Origin of the sequence: Nonomuraea sp. NPDC050691 (assembly GCF_040654455.1) — a bacterium.
Lineage (GTDB): Bacteria > Actinomycetota > Actinomycetes > Streptosporangiales > Streptosporangiaceae > Nonomuraea.
The window spans coordinates 1-15946 of record NZ_JBFAIA010000190.1; the positions used below are offsets into that span (position 1 = coordinate 1).

Here is a 15946-nt window from a genome sequence, read left to right on the forward strand (position 1 = left end):
CGCCTGGCGCTGGCCGGGGGAGGGGCGGCCGGGGGCGGGGCGCACCGCTCGCTGCTGGGCCGGGCGGTGGCCGCCTGGATCCGCGAGGCTGTGGCGGAGGAGCGGGCGGAGCCCGGCGGCCGGGCGGACGTCGGCCGGGCCGGCGATCCGGGGCCCGGCGGGCGGGCGGAAAACGCGGTGCGCGAGCCGGAGCCGGTCAACTAGCGTCCGTTGTCATGACCCCTCCTGAACGCGTCCGCCCGCCCTTCGTGGCGGACGAGCGTACCCAGCTCGTCGGCTGGCTCGACATGCAGCGCGCCATCGTCCACTACAAATGCGAGGGCCTCGCCGAGCAGGACGCCCACCGGCCGGTGCTGCCGGGCTCGCCGCTGATGACGGTGGCGGGGCTCGTCTCGCACCTGCGCTGGACGGAGCAGACCTGGTTCGAGGTGCTGTTCCTCGGGCGGCCGGCCGAAGGGCCGCAGTTCGACGAGACGGTCGAGGACGCCGACATGCGGGTGGAGGGCGTTCCGCTCGCGCGGCTGCTGGAGGAGTACACGCGCCAGTGTGCGATCTCCAACGAGATCATCGCGGCGCACAAGCTCGACGAGGTGGGCCGCCACCCCGGCTTCCGCTCGGCGCAGGCGACGCTGCGCTGGATGCTGATCCACATGGTGGAGGAGACCGCCCGGCACGCCGGCCACCTCGACACGATCCGCGAGCTGCTGGACGGGGCCACCGGCTACTACTGACCCTCACCACGCAAGTCTGCAGTGCACTCCAAAATTGGCTTGGACTTCATGGTTGGAGTCCGTTACGCTCCGGTGGCATGGCAGAGGGTCTGCGAGAACGCAAGAAACGGCAGACACGGCAGCGCCTCTCCGAGGTGGCGACCAGGCTGTTCGTGGAGCGCGGGTTCGACCACGTGACGATCGCCGAGGTCGCCGACGCGGCCGAGGTGTCGGTCAACACCGTCTACAACTACTTCGCCTCCAAGGAGGACCTGGTCCTGCCGCCGGAGGAGGCCTCCCCGCACCGGCTGGCCGACATGGTGCGGGCCCGCGCTCCCGGGCAGCCGGCCGTACGAGCCGTGCTGGAGCACCTGCGTGAGGAGGTGCGCCGGCGCGAGCGGCGGCTGGGGCTGACCGAGGGGTTCGGCCGGGTGCTGGAGATGATGCGGGCCACGCCCACGCTGATGGCGCGCCTGGAGGACCTCGGCCGGGAGATGACCGACACGCTGGCCGCGTGCCTGGCCGAGGAGACGGGGGCAGCGCCGGACGATCCGCTGCCGCGCGTGGTGGCCTGGCATGCCGGCTGCCTGCACGCGCTGGTGCTGAGCGAGATCGGCCGGCGCACCGCCGCGGGCCAGGATCCCGGCGAGATCGCCGGGGAAGTGCTGCGGCTGCTCGACGTGGCCGAGGACGTGCTGGGCGAGCGGGTGCTCGGCTATGCCGTACGAGAGAGGGAGACATGTTCAGAGTGACGATCTCCGGCGCGTTCGCCGGGCTGGACGAGGCGGGCCGGGCCGCGGTGCGGGCGGTCGGCGGGGCGGCGTTCACGGAGACGGGCACGTTCACCTTCGACGACAGCCTGTCGGCGTTCACCTTCCGCTGCCAGGTGCCGGCGGGCCCGGACGACGGTGAGGCGGAGGCGACGCTCGGCGCGCTGGCGGCGTTGGACGCGCACGGCCACGCCTACCGGGTGCTGCGCACGGCGGTGACCGACATGCGCGACATCAAGATCCGCCGCCGGGGCCGCCCGGCCTGAGGGGGCAGGTGACTTCGTCGTCTCCATGCGGAGGCGGGACGGTGCCCGCCGGCCGGTCATGGCGCAGGCGAGCGGGCTGTCCCGCGACTCCCGCTGGACCGGGACGACGGGGCGGCACGGCTTTCACAGCGCCACGGGGTGGCTCGGCGAGGTGCGCCTTCACAGGCGCCCGGCCCATTCCCGACGGGTCGTCGTCCCGATCCTGACCACGGCCGGATCCGGAGCCGCGGGCGGCGCACTGCCCGGCAAGGGCGGGACGTAGGCGGCGGCGGGGCGGGGTCGGCGATCAGGGCGGCGATCAGGGCGGCGATCGCGGCGGCCAGGTCGTCGAGCGCGAGCCAGGGCACCGGCAGCTCCGCGGGCAGCGGATAAACGATCTCCCCGGTGAGCAGGCGCGGCAGCGACCAGGGCGCGGCCAGGTTCTCCATGTACGTGAACGCCGGCCCGGTGACGCCGGCGACGTCGACGACGCTGGGCAGTTCGGCGACCAGCAGCGCCCGGGCGTCCACGAAGGGCACGCCGATGGGCGCGGCGGGCGGCGGGCCGCCGGCGTTGAACACCGCTCGCGGCACCCGCGCGGTCTTGAGCGCGTCGAGCACCGCCTCAGCTTGCGGCATCGCCGCGTCGGCGGCGAAGACCAGCGGCAACTGCACCACGACGGCAGCGGCTCCGGCGTAGGCGGCCGCCAGCGAGTCGGGACGGGACAGGTCGGCGAGGACCGGCGCGGCCCCCGGCGGGCAGGCCGGGCGCGGTGGTGTGGCGGACGGTGGCACGCGCGCGGTGGGCCGCGGCGAGCAGGCGCCGTCCTCGGGCGGCTGCGGTGTCGAGCGCCCCCTCAAGGTCCTCGACGGCAAGTGGTCAACGCTTGGGGTGAGGAGCACCCGCTCGCCGAGGGGCCATCAGCGGGTCAGTAGGTCGCGTATCAGCGCGCCGGCCGGTGCCACGGACGTGGGGATCCGCAGGGAACGACCGGAAGGCCGCAGCGGGTCAGGCAAGCAGGCGCTGCGGGTGCATGCCGTCCACCAGCCCCGTGTCCGGGGGATGGACGCTGTAACCGAGCATGTGGCGGACCCGGCGGCTCAGTTGCCTGGCCACCTCCCGGCCGGGTGACAGGGTGAAGGCCTCCCTCGTGCGCAGCCACGGCTCGCAGTAGTGCGCGGTGACCGTGAGTTCGGGGGCGGCGGCCGGGGCGACGGCGGCGGCGCTGTGCCAGAGGGTGCCGAGGGTGATCACGCACGAGCCGGGCGGGGGCGTGAGGGGGACGCCGGGCTCGTCGGGACGGCGGGCCGAGGGCCAGCGGTGGCTGCCCGGCCACAGGACGAGAGTGGCCCCCTCGTCGAGGGGCCAGGTCGCGGCGACCGAGAGCGCGGGCCGGGGGCGGGGAACGGGATAGTGGTCGTCGTACGCGAGGGGCGAGCCGGCGGCGGCGCCAGGAGCCCTTTCGATCACGTCCAGTTTCGAGAGCAGGAAGTTCGGCAGCAGGAGCCGATCAAGCAGCGCCACGACGTGGTGGTGGTCAAGGAGCGCGTCCACGGCGCGGGTGTTGTGCAGGACGCCGAAAACCTGCCGCGTATGACGCGAACTGAAGGGGTCGCGACCGGCGGGCATCAGGAGGGGGGCGAGCTCCGCCCGGATGCGCCCGCGGCTGCCGGTCGCGAGGAGGCCGGGGAGCACGAGGTAGCCGTCGCGGTGCAGGCGCGACATGGCGCCTGGGATCATGGCGCACCGCCGCCGAGATCGCCGCTGAGGCCCAGGGCGGAGACGGTGAACCGCCAGACCTCGCGCATCACGGCAGGCTGATCGGGGCGCGGGTCCTGGTCCAGGACGATGGCGAGGATGGCGCGCATGCCGCCGACGACCGCGGCGGCCAGGAGTTCGGGGTCACGATCGGCGGCCACGTGTCCTTCGGCCTGGCCCGCCGCGAAGTGCTTGGCGCCCAGGTCGATGACCCGTTTGAAGCACTGGGCCTCCAGGGCGGCCACCCGTGCGTCGCCGACCATGCGGCCGAGGACGACGGGCGCGAGCGGGTCCGCGTACATGTGCTCGACCCAGGTGGCGACCTGCGCCCGCCACCGTTCCAGCCAGGTCGCCCCCTCGTAGTGCCCGAGCACGGTGACGGCGATGAGGCGCTCGTAGAAGTCCTCCAGCAGCGCGCTCATGAGGCCGCTGCGGGTGCCGAAGTAGCGGTACGGGAGCCCGGCACTCATCCCGGCGCGCCTGGCGACGGCGGCCACCTCGACGTCACCCGTGGCGATCAGCTCGTGGGCGGCGGCTTGCAGGAGGCGCCGGCGGCTGGCGGCGGCGCGGCCGGAGACGGGTTCCATGGATAGAAGTTTGGTTGAGCTCAACTCAATTTGCAAGCTCCCCACGTCGGCCTCGAGGAAGTCGAGTACACGAATCAGGCGGCCACCCGTGGCTCCTTCGCCGACTGGGTGCCGGCGGGTCCGGACGACGCGGGCACGCCCCGTCGTCGCCGGGGATCCTGGCGGACTCGATGCGCATCCGTCGTGGACGGCCATCGGCCGGCATCCCGGTCCACCGCTGTGCGGGTCCGAGAGCATCGCCTCGATCGATCCTGGTCGCGGGGGTGTGGTGACCGCGCCGGAGGCCCCCGCCTGGGCCTCCCGCCCATCGGTGCCCGTCCTGTGGTCGTCAGGTGGCCAGGCGGGCGCCCCGGCGCCACACCTCGGCGATGGCGCGGGTGGCGGTGATGTCGGTGGTCGGGTCGCCGTCGACGAGCAGCAGGTCGGCCCGCAGGCCCGGCGCGACCCGGCCGCGGTCGGGCAGGCCGAAGCGGAGCGCGGGCAGGGAGGTGGCGGCGCGCAGCGCCTGCTGGGGCGTGAGACCCGCCTCGGTGAGCATCAGCAGCTCGCGGTGCAGGGACGCGCCGTGCAGCGGGGCGAACGGGTTGGCGTCGGTGCCGGCGAGCAGCGTCACACCGGCGCCGTGCAGGAGACGTACGGCGTGCGCGGCGTTGATCACACCTTGGGAGTGGACGGGCACCGCGCCCGGATCGCTGCGCACGAGCCCCGCCCCGGCCTTCCCCTGCCCGAGGCCGGCCCCCGCGCCCCGCCCGGCGCCCGCCGGCGACAGGCGGGCGGCCACGCGGGGGTCGCCCAGCAGCTCGGCCCCGCTCTCGTCGCCGGTGACCGCCTCGATGTAGGTCAGGGTGGTGGCGACGAAGACGTCATGGGCGGCGATCCTGGCGGCCGTCTTCTCGCCGCGCGGGTCGTCCGGCGGCAGGTCGCAGTGGACGTGGGCCAGGCCGTCGACGCCCGCGTCCAGGGCCACGGCCGTGTGGGCGGCGGTGGCCACGTGCGCGATGGCGAGCAGCCCGGCGGCGTGGGCGCCCTCCACGAGCGCGGCGACCGTCTCCGGTGACAGCGTGGGCAGCTCCAGCCCGGCGGCGTGACCCTCGTCGATCACGATCTTCAGGTAGTCGGCGCCCTCGGCCAGGCGGGCCTCGACGAACGCCTTGGCCTCGTCCGGGCCGCTCAGGGTCGGGAACGGCCCGATCGCGTCGCCGAAGCCGGCCAGCCCCGCGCCCTCGGCGGCCATGATCTGGCTGGGGTGCCCGCCGGGGGCGGTGGCCAGCACGCCGCAGCTGCGCAGGTCGGCGACGTCGTCACGCTCGGCGGCGGCCCGGCGCTGGCGGGCCAGGTTGCCCGGCAGGCAGAACATGTCGAGCTCGGTGGTGACGCCGAAGGCCAGCGCCTGGGCGAGGCTGCCGTCGAAGGTGTGGGTGTGGGCGTCGATGAGGCCCGGCAGCAGGGTCCTGCCGGAGCCGTCGATCACCACGTCGGCGCCAGGGGCGGGCTCGGCGGCGGGGGTGACGGCGGCGATGCGGTCGCCGTCGATGAGCACGTCGGCGCGGGGCAGGCTGTGCTCGCCGTCGAAGACGCGGGTGGCGCGGATCAAGGTGCGCATGGTCGTCCCTTCATCTGGTTCGATGCCAGATAGTACGACCTCAAACTATCTTGGGTCAAACCTCCGATGCCGCCCTTCGATCGCGGTCGAGTACGATTCGGAGGGACACCCCGTTTACGCAGGCGCCGGAGACGACATTGCCCGACGATCACCGCGCCGCCGCGGTGCCCCCCCGGCCCCGGCGCGCCGACGCTCGCCGCAACTACGACCGCATCGTGGCCGCGGCCACCTCGGCCATCGCCGAGCACGGTGCCGAGGCGTCCCTGGAGGAGATCGCCCGCCGCGCCGGCGTCGGCTCGGCCACCCTGCACCGCCACTTCCCCTCCCGGCAGCGGCTGCTGGAGGCCGTCTTCCACGGCAAGGTCGAGGCCCTCTGCGCCACCGCCCGCGACCTGGCCGCCGGCCCCGATCCGGGGGAGGCCCTGGTCGCCTGGCTGCGCGCCGTCGCCGCGCACGTGGTCACCAACCGGGGCCTGGCCACCTCGCTCCTGCACGGCGCCCAGGACGGCGACGCCGTGGGCGCGAGCTGTCACGCCATGATCGTGAACGCGGGTCAGGAACTGCTGGACGGCGCCCGCCGGGCCGGCGCCGTGCGGGACGACGTGGCGATCGTGGACCTGCTCACCCTGGTCAACGCCATCTGCCTCGCCACCGAGCACGACCCGGACGGGGCAGCCGAGGCCGAGCGGCTGCTGGACCTGGTCCTCGCCGGTGTGCGTCCCGGACTCCCATCCCGGACGCCGGCCGCGAAGTAGCCGGCGGGGCGGGCGGACTCGTCTGAGGTCGATCGTCCACCCGCGACGGACCTCAGCGTGACGCCGGCGACGGCACCCGCGCGGCGCCCGAGGAGCGGGCCGCCACGGCCGCCGCGAACGCGGAGATCACCGGGTGCGGGCGTCTGCCGTCGCCGGCCAGCTCCGGCTGGAACAGGGTGCCCAGGAAGAACGGGTGCCCGGGCAGCTCGGCGCACCGGATCATGCCGTCGTCCTCGGCGTGCCCGGAGAAGACCAGCCCGTGCTCGCTCAGGATCCGCTCGTAGCGCTCGTTGAAGCCGTAGGAGCAGCTGTAGGCCTCGACGGTCGCCGGTGTGCCCATGATCTGCTCGATCAGCGAGCCGGGCGCCAGCCGGACCACGCCCTCGTGCCCGGCCAGCGAGCAGCGCAGCGGCATGAGCAGGAAATCCCTGTCGCCGCCGGCTTCCGGTTCGTTCTCGGCGTGGGCCACGTCGAGCCCGCACACGCTCCGCGCGTACTCCAGCAGCATGTGCTGGAAGCCGCCGCAGGTGCCCAGGAACGGGATGCCGTGCTCGCGCGCGGTCCGCGCCGCCTCGACGGCTCCCCGCTCGCTGAGGTACGGGCTGCCGGGCACGACCCAGATGCCGTCGAAGGCGTCCAGGCCGCAGGCGTCAGGGGTGGGGATCCAGTAGGCGTCGAGCGCGATGCCGTCACGTTCGCGCAGCGCCTCCAGGAGCAGGGGGACGCGGGCGTGAGCGCGCACGCCGGGAGAACGGTCGCCGACCAGGGCGATTCTCAGGCTCGTCATGCCTCCCATCGTGACGCGCTACCCCGCACAAGCGCCAACGATGAAGTCTGCACCTGGTATAAGCATCACTGATGGACCCGCACCTGCTCCGCACCTTCGTGGCCGTGGCCGAGGCCGGCTCGTTCTCGGCCGCCGCCGACCACCTCGGCTACACCCAGTCGGCGGTCTCCCAGCAGATCGCCGCCCTGGAGGCCGACCTGGGCCTGCAGCTGCTGCGCCGCCGTCCGGTCGAGCCGACCGAGGCGGGCGCCCGGCTGCTGGAGCACGCCGGCCCGCTGCTGCTGCGCCTGCGCGCCGCCCGCGCCGACGTGCTGCGCACCGCCGCGCTGCCCGCCCACCGGCTGACCCTGGCCGCCGCTTCGCTCGCCCTCAACCCGGCGCTGGCCGCACGGCTCGCGCAGGGCCGTTCCGACCAGCCGCGCCTGCGCGTACGGGTGCGCACGACGGGCCGTGACCGGGTGGCCGCGCTGGTCGCGGCGGGCGAGGCGGACCTGGGGCTGACGGATGGCATCACCGCCCCCAGCGACCCGCTGCGCCTGCCGGACGCGGGACCCATGACCCGGATCGGGGTGTCGGAGGAGGACCTGGTGGTGGCGTTGCCGCCCGGCCACCCGCTGGCGGGCCGGGCGGGGCTGCGGCTGGCCGACCTCGTCGACGCCCGCTGGCTGGCAACGCCGTTGTGCCCGCTGGAACGGCTGCGCGACCTGGTGGGCGAAGGTTTCCGCGCCGGGATGGACTACCAGGGCGAGGACGTGCTGACCGTGCGCAACCTGGTGGCCGCCGGGCACGGCCTGACGCTGCTGCCCGCCTCGGTGGGGCCGGGGGTGCCGCTGGCGGCCCCCAGGCTGGTGCACCGGGTGGAGCTGCTCCACCCCTCGCTGCCGCCGGGCCCGGCCGCCCGCCTGGCCGCCGCCCTGTCCCCGCCCGCCTGACCGGGGCTCCCGAAGGCGTCCCGAGCCGCCGGTCCCCACGTCTCGCCGGTTGGCCGGAGCGGGCGCGGGCTACTCGACATCGAGGCGCGACGGCTCGTGAAAAAGTTCTGGCGGGGGATGTCAAGACGACGGCGGCGGCTCCGACCAACCGGGTGAAGGGCCCGGCAGGGGCCCCGCCCATCACGAGGAGTACGCGATGAAGTTCCTGATCAGCCTGCACATCAACCCGGCCGTGCTGGACGCGCTGACCGACGAGGAGAAGGCGGCGATCGGCGACGGCCACGCCGCGTTCATCGAGGCGCTGAAGGAGTCCGGCGAGCTCATCACCACCCAGGCGCTGGTCGACCCGTCACAGGCCGCCGTGGTGTCCGTGCGCAACGGCCAGCCCGTGGTGACCGACGGCCCTTTCCTGGAGGCGAAGGAGTACCTGGGCGGCTTCTACCTGATCGACTGCGAGAACAAGGAGCGGGCGATCGAGCTGGCGACGCGGATCCCGGACACCGCGGTCGAGGGGCTGGGGGTCGAGGTGCGGCAGGTGATGTTCGCTGACGGACAATTGGAGGCATGACGACGTCAGCCATCGAGGGCCTGCTGCGTGAGCTCACGCCGCAGGTCCTCGGCGCGTTGGTGCGCCGGTACGGACAGTGGGAGGCCTGCGAGGACGCCGTGCAGGAGGCCGTCCTCGCCGCCACCGTGCAGTGGCCGGCCGAGGGGGTGCCGGACAACCCCCGCGGATGGCTGATGACCGTCGCGTCCCGGCGGCTCATCGACCAGATGCGCAGCGACCACGCGCGCCGCGAGCGGGAGTCGGCCACGGCCGCCGAGGTGGTGCCCGAGGACGTGCCGGACACCGACGACACGCTCGTCCTGCTGTTCTTGTGCTGCCATCCGACGCTGACCGCGGCCTCCCAGACCGCCCTGACGCTGCGGGCGGTCGGCGGCCTGACCACCGCCGAGATCGCCCGCGCGTTCCTGGTGCCGGAGGCCACGATGGCGGCCAGGATCAGCCGGGCCAAGCAGCGCGTCAAGGCCGCCGGCAGCACCTTCACCCTGCCGGAGGGCGAAGAGCGCGAGGAGCGGCTGCGGGTCGTCCTGCACGTGCTCTACCTGATTTTCAACGAGGGCTACACCGCGTCCTCGGGCAGCGAGCTGCACCGAGCCGACCTCGCGTACGAGGCGATCCGGCTGACCAGGATGGTGCACGCGCAGCTGCCCGAGGACGGCGAGGTGACCGGGCTGCTCGCGCTGATGCTGCTGACCGACGCCCGCCGGGAGGCGCGGACGACGGCGACCGGCGACCTGGTGCCGCTGGACGAGCAGGACCGTGCGACGTGGGACCGCGGGCTGATCGGCGAGGGCACGGAGCTGGTCAAGGCGTCGCTGGCCGGCCCGGCGCTGGGGCCGTACCAGTTGCAGGCCGCCATCGCCGCCACGCACGCCGACGCGGCCACCGCGGAGGAGACCGACTGGGCGCAGGTCCACGCGCTCTACCTGATCCTGGAACGGATCGCGCCCAACCCGATGGTCACCCTCAACCGGGCGATCGCGCTGGCCGAGACCGAGGGCCCGCCGGCCGGGCTGGCCCTGTTGTCCACGTTGGACGGTGACGAGCGGATGGCCGGGCATCACCGGCTGCTGTCCGTGCGGGCGCATCTGCTGGAGAAGGCCGGAGACACGGCCGGGGCGTACGAGCATTACCGGCGCGCCGCCAAGTCCACCGCCAGCCTCGCCGAGCAGCGTTACCTGGAGTCCCGGGCGAGCCGGCTGAGACCGTGACCATCTGACGCGGGCGGCGTCAGGGCCACGGCGTGAAACCCTCGTGCCGGACGGTCCAGCCGGCGTCCGCTCTCGGTGAATCGGGTGCGCTGTCGGTGAACCCGGCAGGGTGCCGGGCGGCGGAGGTGCTTGGCTGGCGGGATGGAGATCGTGATTCTTGGCGGGACGGCGTGGCTGGGCCGCGAGGTGGCGCGGCAGGCGGTGGAGCGCGGGCACCGCGTGACGTGCCTGGCCCGCGGTGAGAGCGGGCAGGTCGCGGACGGTGCGAGGCTGGTGGCCGCCGACCGGCGAGACCCTTCGGCGTACGAGCCGCTGCTGGACCGTGACTGGGACGCGGTCATCGAGGTATCGTGGCAGCCCGGCTTCGTCCGAGGGGCGCTGGACGCGCTGGGCGGCCGGGCCGGGCACTGGGCGTACGTCTCCTCCGTCAGCGCCTACGCCTCCCACGCCACCCCGGACGCGGACGAGTCCGCGGCCCTGCTCACCCCGACCGACCGGCTCGAGGTCGGCCGCGAGCTGTACGGGGAGGCGAAGGTCGCCTGCGAGCAGGCGTCGGCGGCCGCCGTCGGCGAGCGCCTCCTCATCGCGCGGGCGGGCCTGATCGGCGGGCCGGGCGACCACAGCGGACGCTCCGGCTACTGGGTGGCCCGCGCCGCCCGCGATCCGCGTGGGCCGATGCTGGTGCCCGACGCGCCGGCCCTGCCGACGCAGGCGGTCGACGCGCGCGACCTGTCCGCCTGGCTGCTCGACGCCGCGGAGAAGGGGACCACCGGCACCTACGACGCCGTCGGCCCGGTCGTCCCGTTCGCGCAGTGGGTCGAGATGTCCCGCGCCGCCGGCGGGCACACCGGTCCGGTAGTCACCGCGGCGCCGGGGTGGCTGCGGGAGAACGGCGTGGCCGAGTACATGGGGGCCGAGTCGCTGCCGATGTGGGTGGCCGAGCCCGGCTGGGAGGGGTTCTCGGCGCGCAGCGGGGCGGCGGCCCGCGCCGCCGGGCTGCGTCACCGGCCCCGGGAGGAGCTGCTGGCCGACACGCTGGTCTGGGAACGCGAGCAGGGCCTGGACCGGGAACGACGCTCCGGCCTCAGCGCGCGGCGCGAGCGCGAGCTGCTCGACGCCCTCGGCTGACGACGTCCCGGCCTTCCGCCCGACGCTTCCCCCCGAGGGCTTTTCGCCGGGCGCCTCCGAGCGGTCCCGGTCTCCGGCCCGGCACCCCTGGAGGGGTGCCGGGCGACGGGGGTTCAGCCGGAGGTGTGCCGCCAGCCGTCGACTCCGCCCGGCACCGGCGCGTCCGGGTCGTACGGGGTGCGGGTGAAGACGAAGGTGTTGATGTCGAGGTGGTCGGGCGCCGCCCGCAGCGTCTCACCCGCGTAGTAGCCCTCCAGCCCCACCCACGTGCCGTCCTCGCGCGGCGCGAACCGCGAGGCCCTGCCGGCCCCGTTCATCGGCGCCAGCGACAGCACGCGGTCCGGCAGCAGCCGCAGCACGTACGGGCTGGGCCCCCAGTGCCACACCCCGGTCAGGGCCAGCAGCTCGGGGTCGGCCGGCGTGGGACGCCACTGCTCGGGCAGGCGCGGCTCGTGCTCGGCGAGGATGTCGAGCAGGTCCAGCGGCAGCGACCGGCTCACCCCGGAGGTGACGTTGGCCAGGTACAGCACGCCGACCCGTTCGGCCGGGTCGGCCCACACCGTGGCCAGGAACCCGGGCATCGACCCGGTGTGCCCGGCCAGGCGCCGCCCGGCGTGCCGGGTCAGCTGCATCCCGAGGCCGTAACCGCTGGTCCAGGCGTCGCCGTCGTCGACGGTGGCCGGCTCGCGCATCTCGGCGAGGGTGCCGGCGGACAGCACGCCGCCGGTGTCGCCGGCCACGAACGCCGCCCACCGGGCCAGGTCGGCGGCCGACGACCAGAGCTGGCCGGCCGGCCCCATCGCCCCGGCGTCGTGCTCCGGCTCGCGCAGCACCACGTCGGCGTACGGGTGAACGGCGTAGCCGGTGGCGTGGGGCGGCTCGGGCCGTTCGACGGTGGCGTCCATGCCGAGCGGCTGGAGGATCTCCTCGCGCACGGCGCTCAGCCACGGCACGCCGCGCAGCCGGGCGGCCAGCTCGCCCAGCAGCGCGAAGCCGATGTTGCTGTAGTGGTAGCGGCGGCCGGGCCGGTGCTTGAGGTCGCCGGACGACAGCCGGGCCAGCAGCCCGTCGGCGGGCAGGCCGGGGGTGCGCTCCCACCAGGCGGTGGGCGGCTCGGCGCTCAGCCCGCCGGTGTGCGACAGCAGCTGCGCGATGGTGACCTCGCCGTCGGGCGCCTCGGGCAGGTGCTTGCCGACGGGGTCGAGCAGGTCCAGGCGGCCCTCGTCGCGCAGCCGCATGACCAGGACGGCCACCAGGGACTTGGTGATCGATCCCAGCCGGTAGCGGGTGGCGGGCGTGGGGGCCGTGCCGTCGTCGAGGTGGCCGCGCGCGCCGAACCAGGCCAGGCTGCCGTCGCGCACGATGCCCGCCACGATCGACGGCACCCGGTTGCCCGACTGGTCCTCGGCCAGGCGGCGCAGCAGTGCTCTTGCCGCCGCCGGTCCGACCCCTCCCTGCGGGGAGTCGGTGTGGTCGTCCGCCGGGGGGTGGGCCGCGAGGCCGAGCGCATCGTCCATGACCGCCCACCCTATCGCTCAGAAGGGGGTCAGCTCGGGCCCGATCAGCTCTCCCTGGTGCGGCTGCGGGTGCGCCTGGTCGTGGTAGTAGTGACCGGCGTACCAGACCACGACGTTGGTGCCGTCGATGCTCTCGCCGTTCAGCCACCGGTTGACGGCCGCCCGGTCGCGCGGGCCGGGGTTGCCGTCGTCCAGCTCGGCCGGGTGGTGGCGCAGGAACCACAGGTCCGACACCCCGTAGGCGTCGGCCGTCCCGTCGTAGGGGCCGGGGTGGATGCGGTAGCCGTGGCCGGAGGACTTGTCGCGCACCTGCCAGTACCGTCCCTCCGCCCGGCGCCGCGACGTCTCGCGGATGATCGGCACCGGCTCGGGGCCGATGGGGCCGGGGTCGATCTGCTCCACCACGTCGTCGGCGGCGCCGCCGATGTCGAAGTCGAAGCGCCAGTACGCGTGGTGGCGGTGCACCCTGCAGGTCATCGGGTTGGCGGTGGCGGCGAAGCCGAACCTGGGCCGGATGGAACCGTCGTCGCCGAGCCGCCAGTCGCTGGCGTAGCGGTACCAGCCGGCCGCCAGCTCGCTGACGATGCGCAGCTCCCGCCCGTCGTGGTGGAAGGCCACGCCCTGGAAGTTGCCGGAGTCGCTGCCGGGCCGTTCCAGGATCGTGCGCGGCGGGGACGTGCACAGCCGCCAGCCCCATCCGACCGGGTCGGAGCCGGCGGCGGAGAAGCGGGTCTCGAAGCTCGCGTCGTCGCGGAAGGTCGTGCCCTGCTCGTACTCGACGTTGAGGACGGGCACGTGCGCCTGCCGCAGCGCGAGCCGGCCCCGGTAGCGGACGTTGCGCAACTCCACGCCGCCGCCCACGCCCGGGTTCTGCGGCGCGGAGGCGCGCGGCCGGACGACCAGCAGGTCCCACAGCACGGTGCCGCCGCGCAGCACCTTGACGTGGACCTGGTCGGGGCCGCCGCGGTCGGCCAGCGCGTCGACGCCCTCGGGCACGGTGTGCTCGCAGTCGTGATGCATGCGCAGGTCGATCCCGGCCGGCGTCCAGTCGACGGCGCGGTGGGTGAGGTCGACCGCCACGATCCGGTGCCGTACCCCGGTCGGGTCGGAGGGGGTGTAGACGCCGAGGGTGGGGCGGCGCACGGTGGTGCCGTCGGGGTTCTCCAGGTCGGCCAGCGGCGGCATCGGCCGGTACACCACGACGTCGTCGCCCTGCGGGAAGGCGGGGTCGGCGCGCAGGACGGCCGCGGCAGCGGTCAGCTCGCCGGAGCTTGGCTGCGGCCGGAACGCGCTGGGCCGCACCTCGGCCTCCTCGGGCCGGTCGAGCGTGCCGCGCAGCTCCACCGCGCGGTTGCCGATCGGGTCGAACACCGTGGCCCGGAACGGCGCCCCGGGCCCCGGGTCGTGGCCGAGGGCCGCGGCGTGCGGCACGATCAGCCCTTGGGCGTCGCCGACGCCCAGTTCGGCGAGTACCCGCGAGTGCCCGGCGACGGCCTGGCGTAACCGGTCGGTGCTCAGGCCGGCGCGCGGCACGGCCTCGATCTCGATGCGTACCTCGTCACTCATGCGCGGTGTTCCCCCGCTTTCGGCTCAAGGTCGGGCCCCCGAGCCTTCATACCGCCTGCCGCGCCCGCCCGGTAGGCCCGATTCGCCCCGGGTAACGGTGGGGTCCTATCGCGGCGGGGTGACGTCGAAGGCGTCCAGGATGACCTTGGTGGCGTCCAGGTCGTGGTGGGTGGGGCCCAGGCGCGGCGTGTCGGCCGCGCCCGGCCAGGTGTGGCCGCCGCCGCGCAGCGTGTACAGCCGCACGGACGTCCCGCCGCGGCAGCCGGTCCAGGCGCGCAGCCGCACGGTGCGCGCCGGTTCGGTGAGGCTGCCCTTGGCGCAGCCGAGCGCGCGCCCCCACTCTCTCGCGTCCCGCTCCACCGGGCTGAACCTGAACAGGTTGACCAGGCCGCGCGGCATGGCGCCGCCCAGGTAGCCGCCCCGGTAGGGGACGGTCCCGTCGGCGGTGCCGTGGAAGGCCAGCACGGTCAGCGGGGCGGGATGCTCGCACGCCGCCCCGAAGTTCAGCCCGGCCACGGCCGCCACCCCGGCCAGCCGCCCGGCCATGGCGCGGTCCCGGGCACAGGCCAGCCGGACGGCCATGCCGGCGCCGAACGACATGCCGGCCGCGAACACCCGGCCGCGGTCCACGCACGCCCGCCGCTCGACCAGGTCGAGCAGCGCGGCCAGGAAGCCGGCGTCGTCGGGCCCGTGGTGGCCAGGCAGCGACCACGAGCGCGACTCGTCGTCGGCGGCCTGCGGGGTGATGACGATGTAGCCGCGCGCGGCGCCGCGGCGGGCCAGGCGGCTGTAGGCGGCGTGCTCGGCCGCGGTGGAGCCCATGCCGTGCAGGTCGAGCAGGACGGGGTGCGGGCCGCGTCCGCGGGGCAGGGCCAGCAGGTAGAGGCGTTCGAGCCCGCCGTGCTGGAGGGTGTTGCGCCCCTCGCGCAGAGTGGGGCCGCCGCCCGTGCATCCGGCGGCCGACGTGCCCGGGCCGGGGGAGCCGGTACGGCCGCCGGGACCGGCCGACAGGGACGGGGAGGCCGTAGAGGAGGTGGGGGTGGGGGAGGGGGAACGGGTCGGGGACCGGCCGCCGCGGCCCGTGCACCCGGCCACCACCAGGACAGCGCACAGCAGCACACCGCACAGCCGCCGCCCGGCCCGGCCTCGGGCCCGGGGGAGGCGCCCGCGGCGGGATGCGCCGTCCGGCTCTGCGCCCATCGCGCCTCCTTCTCCGCTCCCCGTGGTTCTGCCACCCGCGCCCGCGTGCCACACCCTCCTGTCCCCGCCGGCGCGACGGGCCCCGCTCGGCTCGGGGGCGTACGGCCTGTCGAGCTCGGGGCGTACGGCCTGTCGAGGAGGCGTACCACCCGAAGGGATACGGCTCAGCCGGCCGGCCGGATCCACAGCGTGACCGCCAGCGCCAGTCCCACGAGGGCCACCAGCGGGCGCAGGACCCGGGCGGGCACGCGCCGGGTGACGAGCGGCCCGAGGGTGGAGCCGGCGAACAGGCCCACGCCCAGGGGCGCGACCGCGGCCCACGCGACCGGCGTGAAGACGGCGAACGCCGCGGCCGAGACGAGCACCCCGGCGCCGAGCAGCATGTTCTTCAGGGCGTTGGCGGTGGGCAGGCGCGGCTCGGCGGTGATCAGCAGCAGGGCGAGGATCATGACGCCCGACCCGGCGCCGAAGTAGCCGTTGTAGACCGACAGCGCCACCAGCGCCGCGGGCAGCAGCACCCCGGCGGCGCCCGGGCGGCCGTCAGGGCGGTGGCGGCGGTGGAGGGCGGCCAGGCGCGGCTGGGCGAGCAGCGCCAGCGACCCGGCGGCCACC

Annotated in this window: 18 protein-coding genes; 9 read left to right on the forward strand and 9 right to left on the reverse strand. The window is 75.0% G+C overall.

Annotated features, from left to right (window positions below; translation table 11 throughout):
* The 4 genes from AB0H81_RS38140 to AB0H81_RS38155 all read left to right on the forward strand — a co-directional run.
* The coding region (locus AB0H81_RS38140; RefSeq protein ID WP_358385129.1) for a hypothetical protein at positions 1-204 on the forward strand (204 nt) is incomplete at its 5' end.
* A gap of 11 nt (positions 205-215) precedes the next feature.
* The gene (locus AB0H81_RS38145; protein WP_358385132.1) at positions 216-731 is read left to right on the forward strand and encodes a DinB family protein; all 516 of its coding nucleotides are present in this window, start codon (positions 216-218) and stop codon (positions 729-731) included.
* A 77-nt stretch (positions 732-808) separates the two neighbouring features.
* Positions 809-1462, forward strand: a complete 654-nt coding sequence (locus tag AB0H81_RS38150; RefSeq protein ID WP_358385135.1) for a TetR/AcrR family transcriptional regulator — start codon at positions 809-811, stop codon at positions 1460-1462.
* Positions 1450-1746, forward strand: coding sequence for a DUF6204 family protein (locus AB0H81_RS38155; protein WP_358385138.1), 297 nt, complete (start codon positions 1450-1452; stop codon positions 1744-1746). The genes AB0H81_RS38150 and AB0H81_RS38155 overlap by 13 nt, the downstream gene beginning before the upstream one ends.
* Before the next feature lie 56 nt (positions 1747-1802).
* Here the strand turns inward: AB0H81_RS38155 and AB0H81_RS38160 are convergent, their stop codons facing one another.
* The 4 genes from AB0H81_RS38160 to AB0H81_RS38175 all read right to left on the reverse strand — a co-directional run bounded on the left by AB0H81_RS38160 (position 1803) and on the right by AB0H81_RS38175 (position 5673).
* A complete protein-coding gene (locus AB0H81_RS38160) occupies positions 1803-2585 on the reverse strand; it encodes a hypothetical protein (RefSeq protein ID WP_358385141.1) in 783 nt (260 codons plus the stop codon).
* Positions 2586-2733: 148 nt separating this feature from the next.
* A complete protein-coding gene (locus tag AB0H81_RS38165; protein ID WP_358385144.1) occupies positions 2734-3450 on the reverse strand; it encodes a phytanoyl-CoA dioxygenase family protein in 717 nt (238 codons plus the stop codon).
* Positions 3451-3461: 11 nt separating this feature from the next.
* The gene (locus AB0H81_RS38170) at positions 3462-4070 is read right to left on the reverse strand and encodes a TetR/AcrR family transcriptional regulator (protein WP_358385147.1); all 609 of its coding nucleotides are present in this window, start codon (positions 4068-4070) and stop codon (positions 3462-3464) included.
* 328 nt (positions 4071-4398) lie between these two features.
* Positions 4399-5673, reverse strand: a complete 1275-nt coding sequence (locus tag AB0H81_RS38175; RefSeq protein ID WP_358385150.1) for an amidohydrolase family protein — start codon at positions 5671-5673, stop codon at positions 4399-4401.
* A 137-nt stretch (positions 5674-5810) separates the two neighbouring features.
* On the opposite strand from AB0H81_RS38175, the gene AB0H81_RS38180 reads away from it, so the two are divergent.
* The gene (locus tag AB0H81_RS38180) at positions 5811-6428 is read left to right on the forward strand and encodes a helix-turn-helix domain-containing protein (RefSeq protein WP_358385153.1); all 618 of its coding nucleotides are present in this window, start codon (positions 5811-5813) and stop codon (positions 6426-6428) included.
* Positions 6429-6480: 52 nt separating this feature from the next.
* Here the strand turns inward: AB0H81_RS38180 and AB0H81_RS38185 are convergent, their stop codons facing one another.
* Positions 6481-7215 (reverse strand): hypothetical protein, encoded by a 735-nt coding sequence (locus AB0H81_RS38185; protein WP_358385156.1) that lies wholly within the window; start codon positions 7213-7215, stop codon positions 6481-6483.
* Between the two features lie 71 nt (positions 7216-7286).
* Between AB0H81_RS38185 and AB0H81_RS38190 the strand changes: the two genes are divergently transcribed.
* The 4 genes from AB0H81_RS38190 to AB0H81_RS38205 all read left to right on the forward strand — a co-directional run bounded on the left by AB0H81_RS38190 (position 7287) and on the right by AB0H81_RS38205 (position 11051).
* Positions 7287-8147, forward strand: a complete 861-nt coding sequence (locus AB0H81_RS38190) for a LysR family transcriptional regulator (protein WP_358385159.1) — start codon at positions 7287-7289, stop codon at positions 8145-8147.
* A 196-nt stretch (positions 8148-8343) separates the two neighbouring features.
* Positions 8344-8715, forward strand: coding sequence for a YciI family protein (locus tag AB0H81_RS38195; RefSeq protein ID WP_358385162.1), 372 nt, complete (start codon positions 8344-8346; stop codon positions 8713-8715).
* Positions 8712-9923, forward strand: coding sequence for a DUF6596 domain-containing protein (locus tag AB0H81_RS38200; RefSeq protein WP_358385165.1), 1212 nt, complete (start codon positions 8712-8714; stop codon positions 9921-9923). Before AB0H81_RS38195 ends, AB0H81_RS38200 begins: the two co-directional genes overlap by 4 nt.
* Positions 9924-10064: 141 nt before the next feature.
* Positions 10065-11051, forward strand: coding sequence for an NAD-dependent epimerase/dehydratase family protein (locus AB0H81_RS38205; protein WP_358385168.1), 987 nt, complete (start codon positions 10065-10067; stop codon positions 11049-11051).
* A 113-nt stretch (positions 11052-11164) separates the two neighbouring features.
* Here AB0H81_RS38205 and AB0H81_RS38210 read toward each other — a convergent pair whose 3' ends face one another.
* The 4 genes from AB0H81_RS38210 to AB0H81_RS38225 all read right to left on the reverse strand — a co-directional run.
* Positions 11165-12568: a serine hydrolase domain-containing protein gene (locus AB0H81_RS38210; protein ID WP_358385171.1), complete on the reverse strand. Its 1404-nt coding sequence runs from the start codon at positions 12566-12568 to the stop codon at positions 11165-11167.
* Positions 12569-12586: 18 nt separating this feature from the next.
* On the reverse strand, positions 12587-14134 hold the full coding sequence (locus AB0H81_RS38215) for a hypothetical protein (RefSeq protein ID WP_358385174.1): 1548 nt from the start codon (positions 14132-14134) through the stop codon (positions 12587-12589).
* A gap of 105 nt (positions 14135-14239) precedes the next feature.
* On the reverse strand, positions 14240-15334 hold the full coding sequence (locus AB0H81_RS38220; RefSeq protein ID WP_358385177.1) for a PHB depolymerase family esterase: 1095 nt from the start codon (positions 15332-15334) through the stop codon (positions 14240-14242).
* A 164-nt stretch (positions 15335-15498) separates the two neighbouring features.
* Positions 15499-15946 (reverse strand): sulfite exporter TauE/SafE family protein (locus tag AB0H81_RS38225; RefSeq protein WP_358385180.1); only part of this gene is annotated, 448 nt, incomplete at its 5' end.

Coding starts and splice junctions, on each gene's coding strand:
- AB0H81_RS38145 (WP_358385132.1), top strand. CDS start 216: ATGACCCCTCCTGAACGCGTCCGCCCGCCCTTCGTGGCGGACGAGCGT.
- AB0H81_RS38170 (WP_358385147.1), bottom strand. CDS start 4,070: ATGGAACCCGTCTCCGGCCGCGCCGCCGCCAGCCGCCGGCGCCTCCTG.
- AB0H81_RS38165 (WP_358385144.1), bottom strand. CDS start 3,450: ATGTCGCGCCTGCACCGCGACGGCTACCTCGTGCTCCCCGGCCTCCTC.
- AB0H81_RS38210 (WP_358385171.1), bottom strand. CDS start 12,568: ATGGACGATGCGCTCGGCCTCGCGGCCCACCCCCCGGCGGACGACCAC.
- AB0H81_RS38175 (WP_358385150.1), bottom strand. CDS start 5,673: ATGCGCACCTTGATCCGCGCCACCCGCGTCTTCGACGGCGAGCACAGC.
- AB0H81_RS38190 (WP_358385159.1), top strand. CDS start 7,287: ATGGACCCGCACCTGCTCCGCACCTTCGTGGCCGTGGCCGAGGCCGGC.
- AB0H81_RS38150 (WP_358385135.1), top strand. CDS start 809: ATGGCAGAGGGTCTGCGAGAACGCAAGAAACGGCAGACACGGCAGCGC.
- AB0H81_RS38200 (WP_358385165.1), top strand. CDS start 8,712: ATGACGACGTCAGCCATCGAGGGCCTGCTGCGTGAGCTCACGCCGCAG.
- AB0H81_RS38215 (WP_358385174.1), bottom strand. CDS start 14,134: ATGAGTGACGAGGTACGCATCGAGATCGAGGCCGTGCCGCGCGCCGGC.
- AB0H81_RS38195 (WP_358385162.1), top strand. CDS start 8,344: ATGAAGTTCCTGATCAGCCTGCACATCAACCCGGCCGTGCTGGACGCG.
- AB0H81_RS38155 (WP_358385138.1), top strand. CDS start 1,450: ATGTTCAGAGTGACGATCTCCGGCGCGTTCGCCGGGCTGGACGAGGCG.
- AB0H81_RS38220 (WP_358385177.1), bottom strand. CDS start 15,334: ATGGGCGCAGAGCCGGACGGCGCATCCCGCCGCGGGCGCCTCCCCCGG.
- AB0H81_RS38205 (WP_358385168.1), top strand. CDS start 10,065: ATGGAGATCGTGATTCTTGGCGGGACGGCGTGGCTGGGCCGCGAGGTG.
- AB0H81_RS38185 (WP_358385156.1), bottom strand. CDS start 7,215: ATGACGAGCCTGAGAATCGCCCTGGTCGGCGACCGTTCTCCCGGCGTG.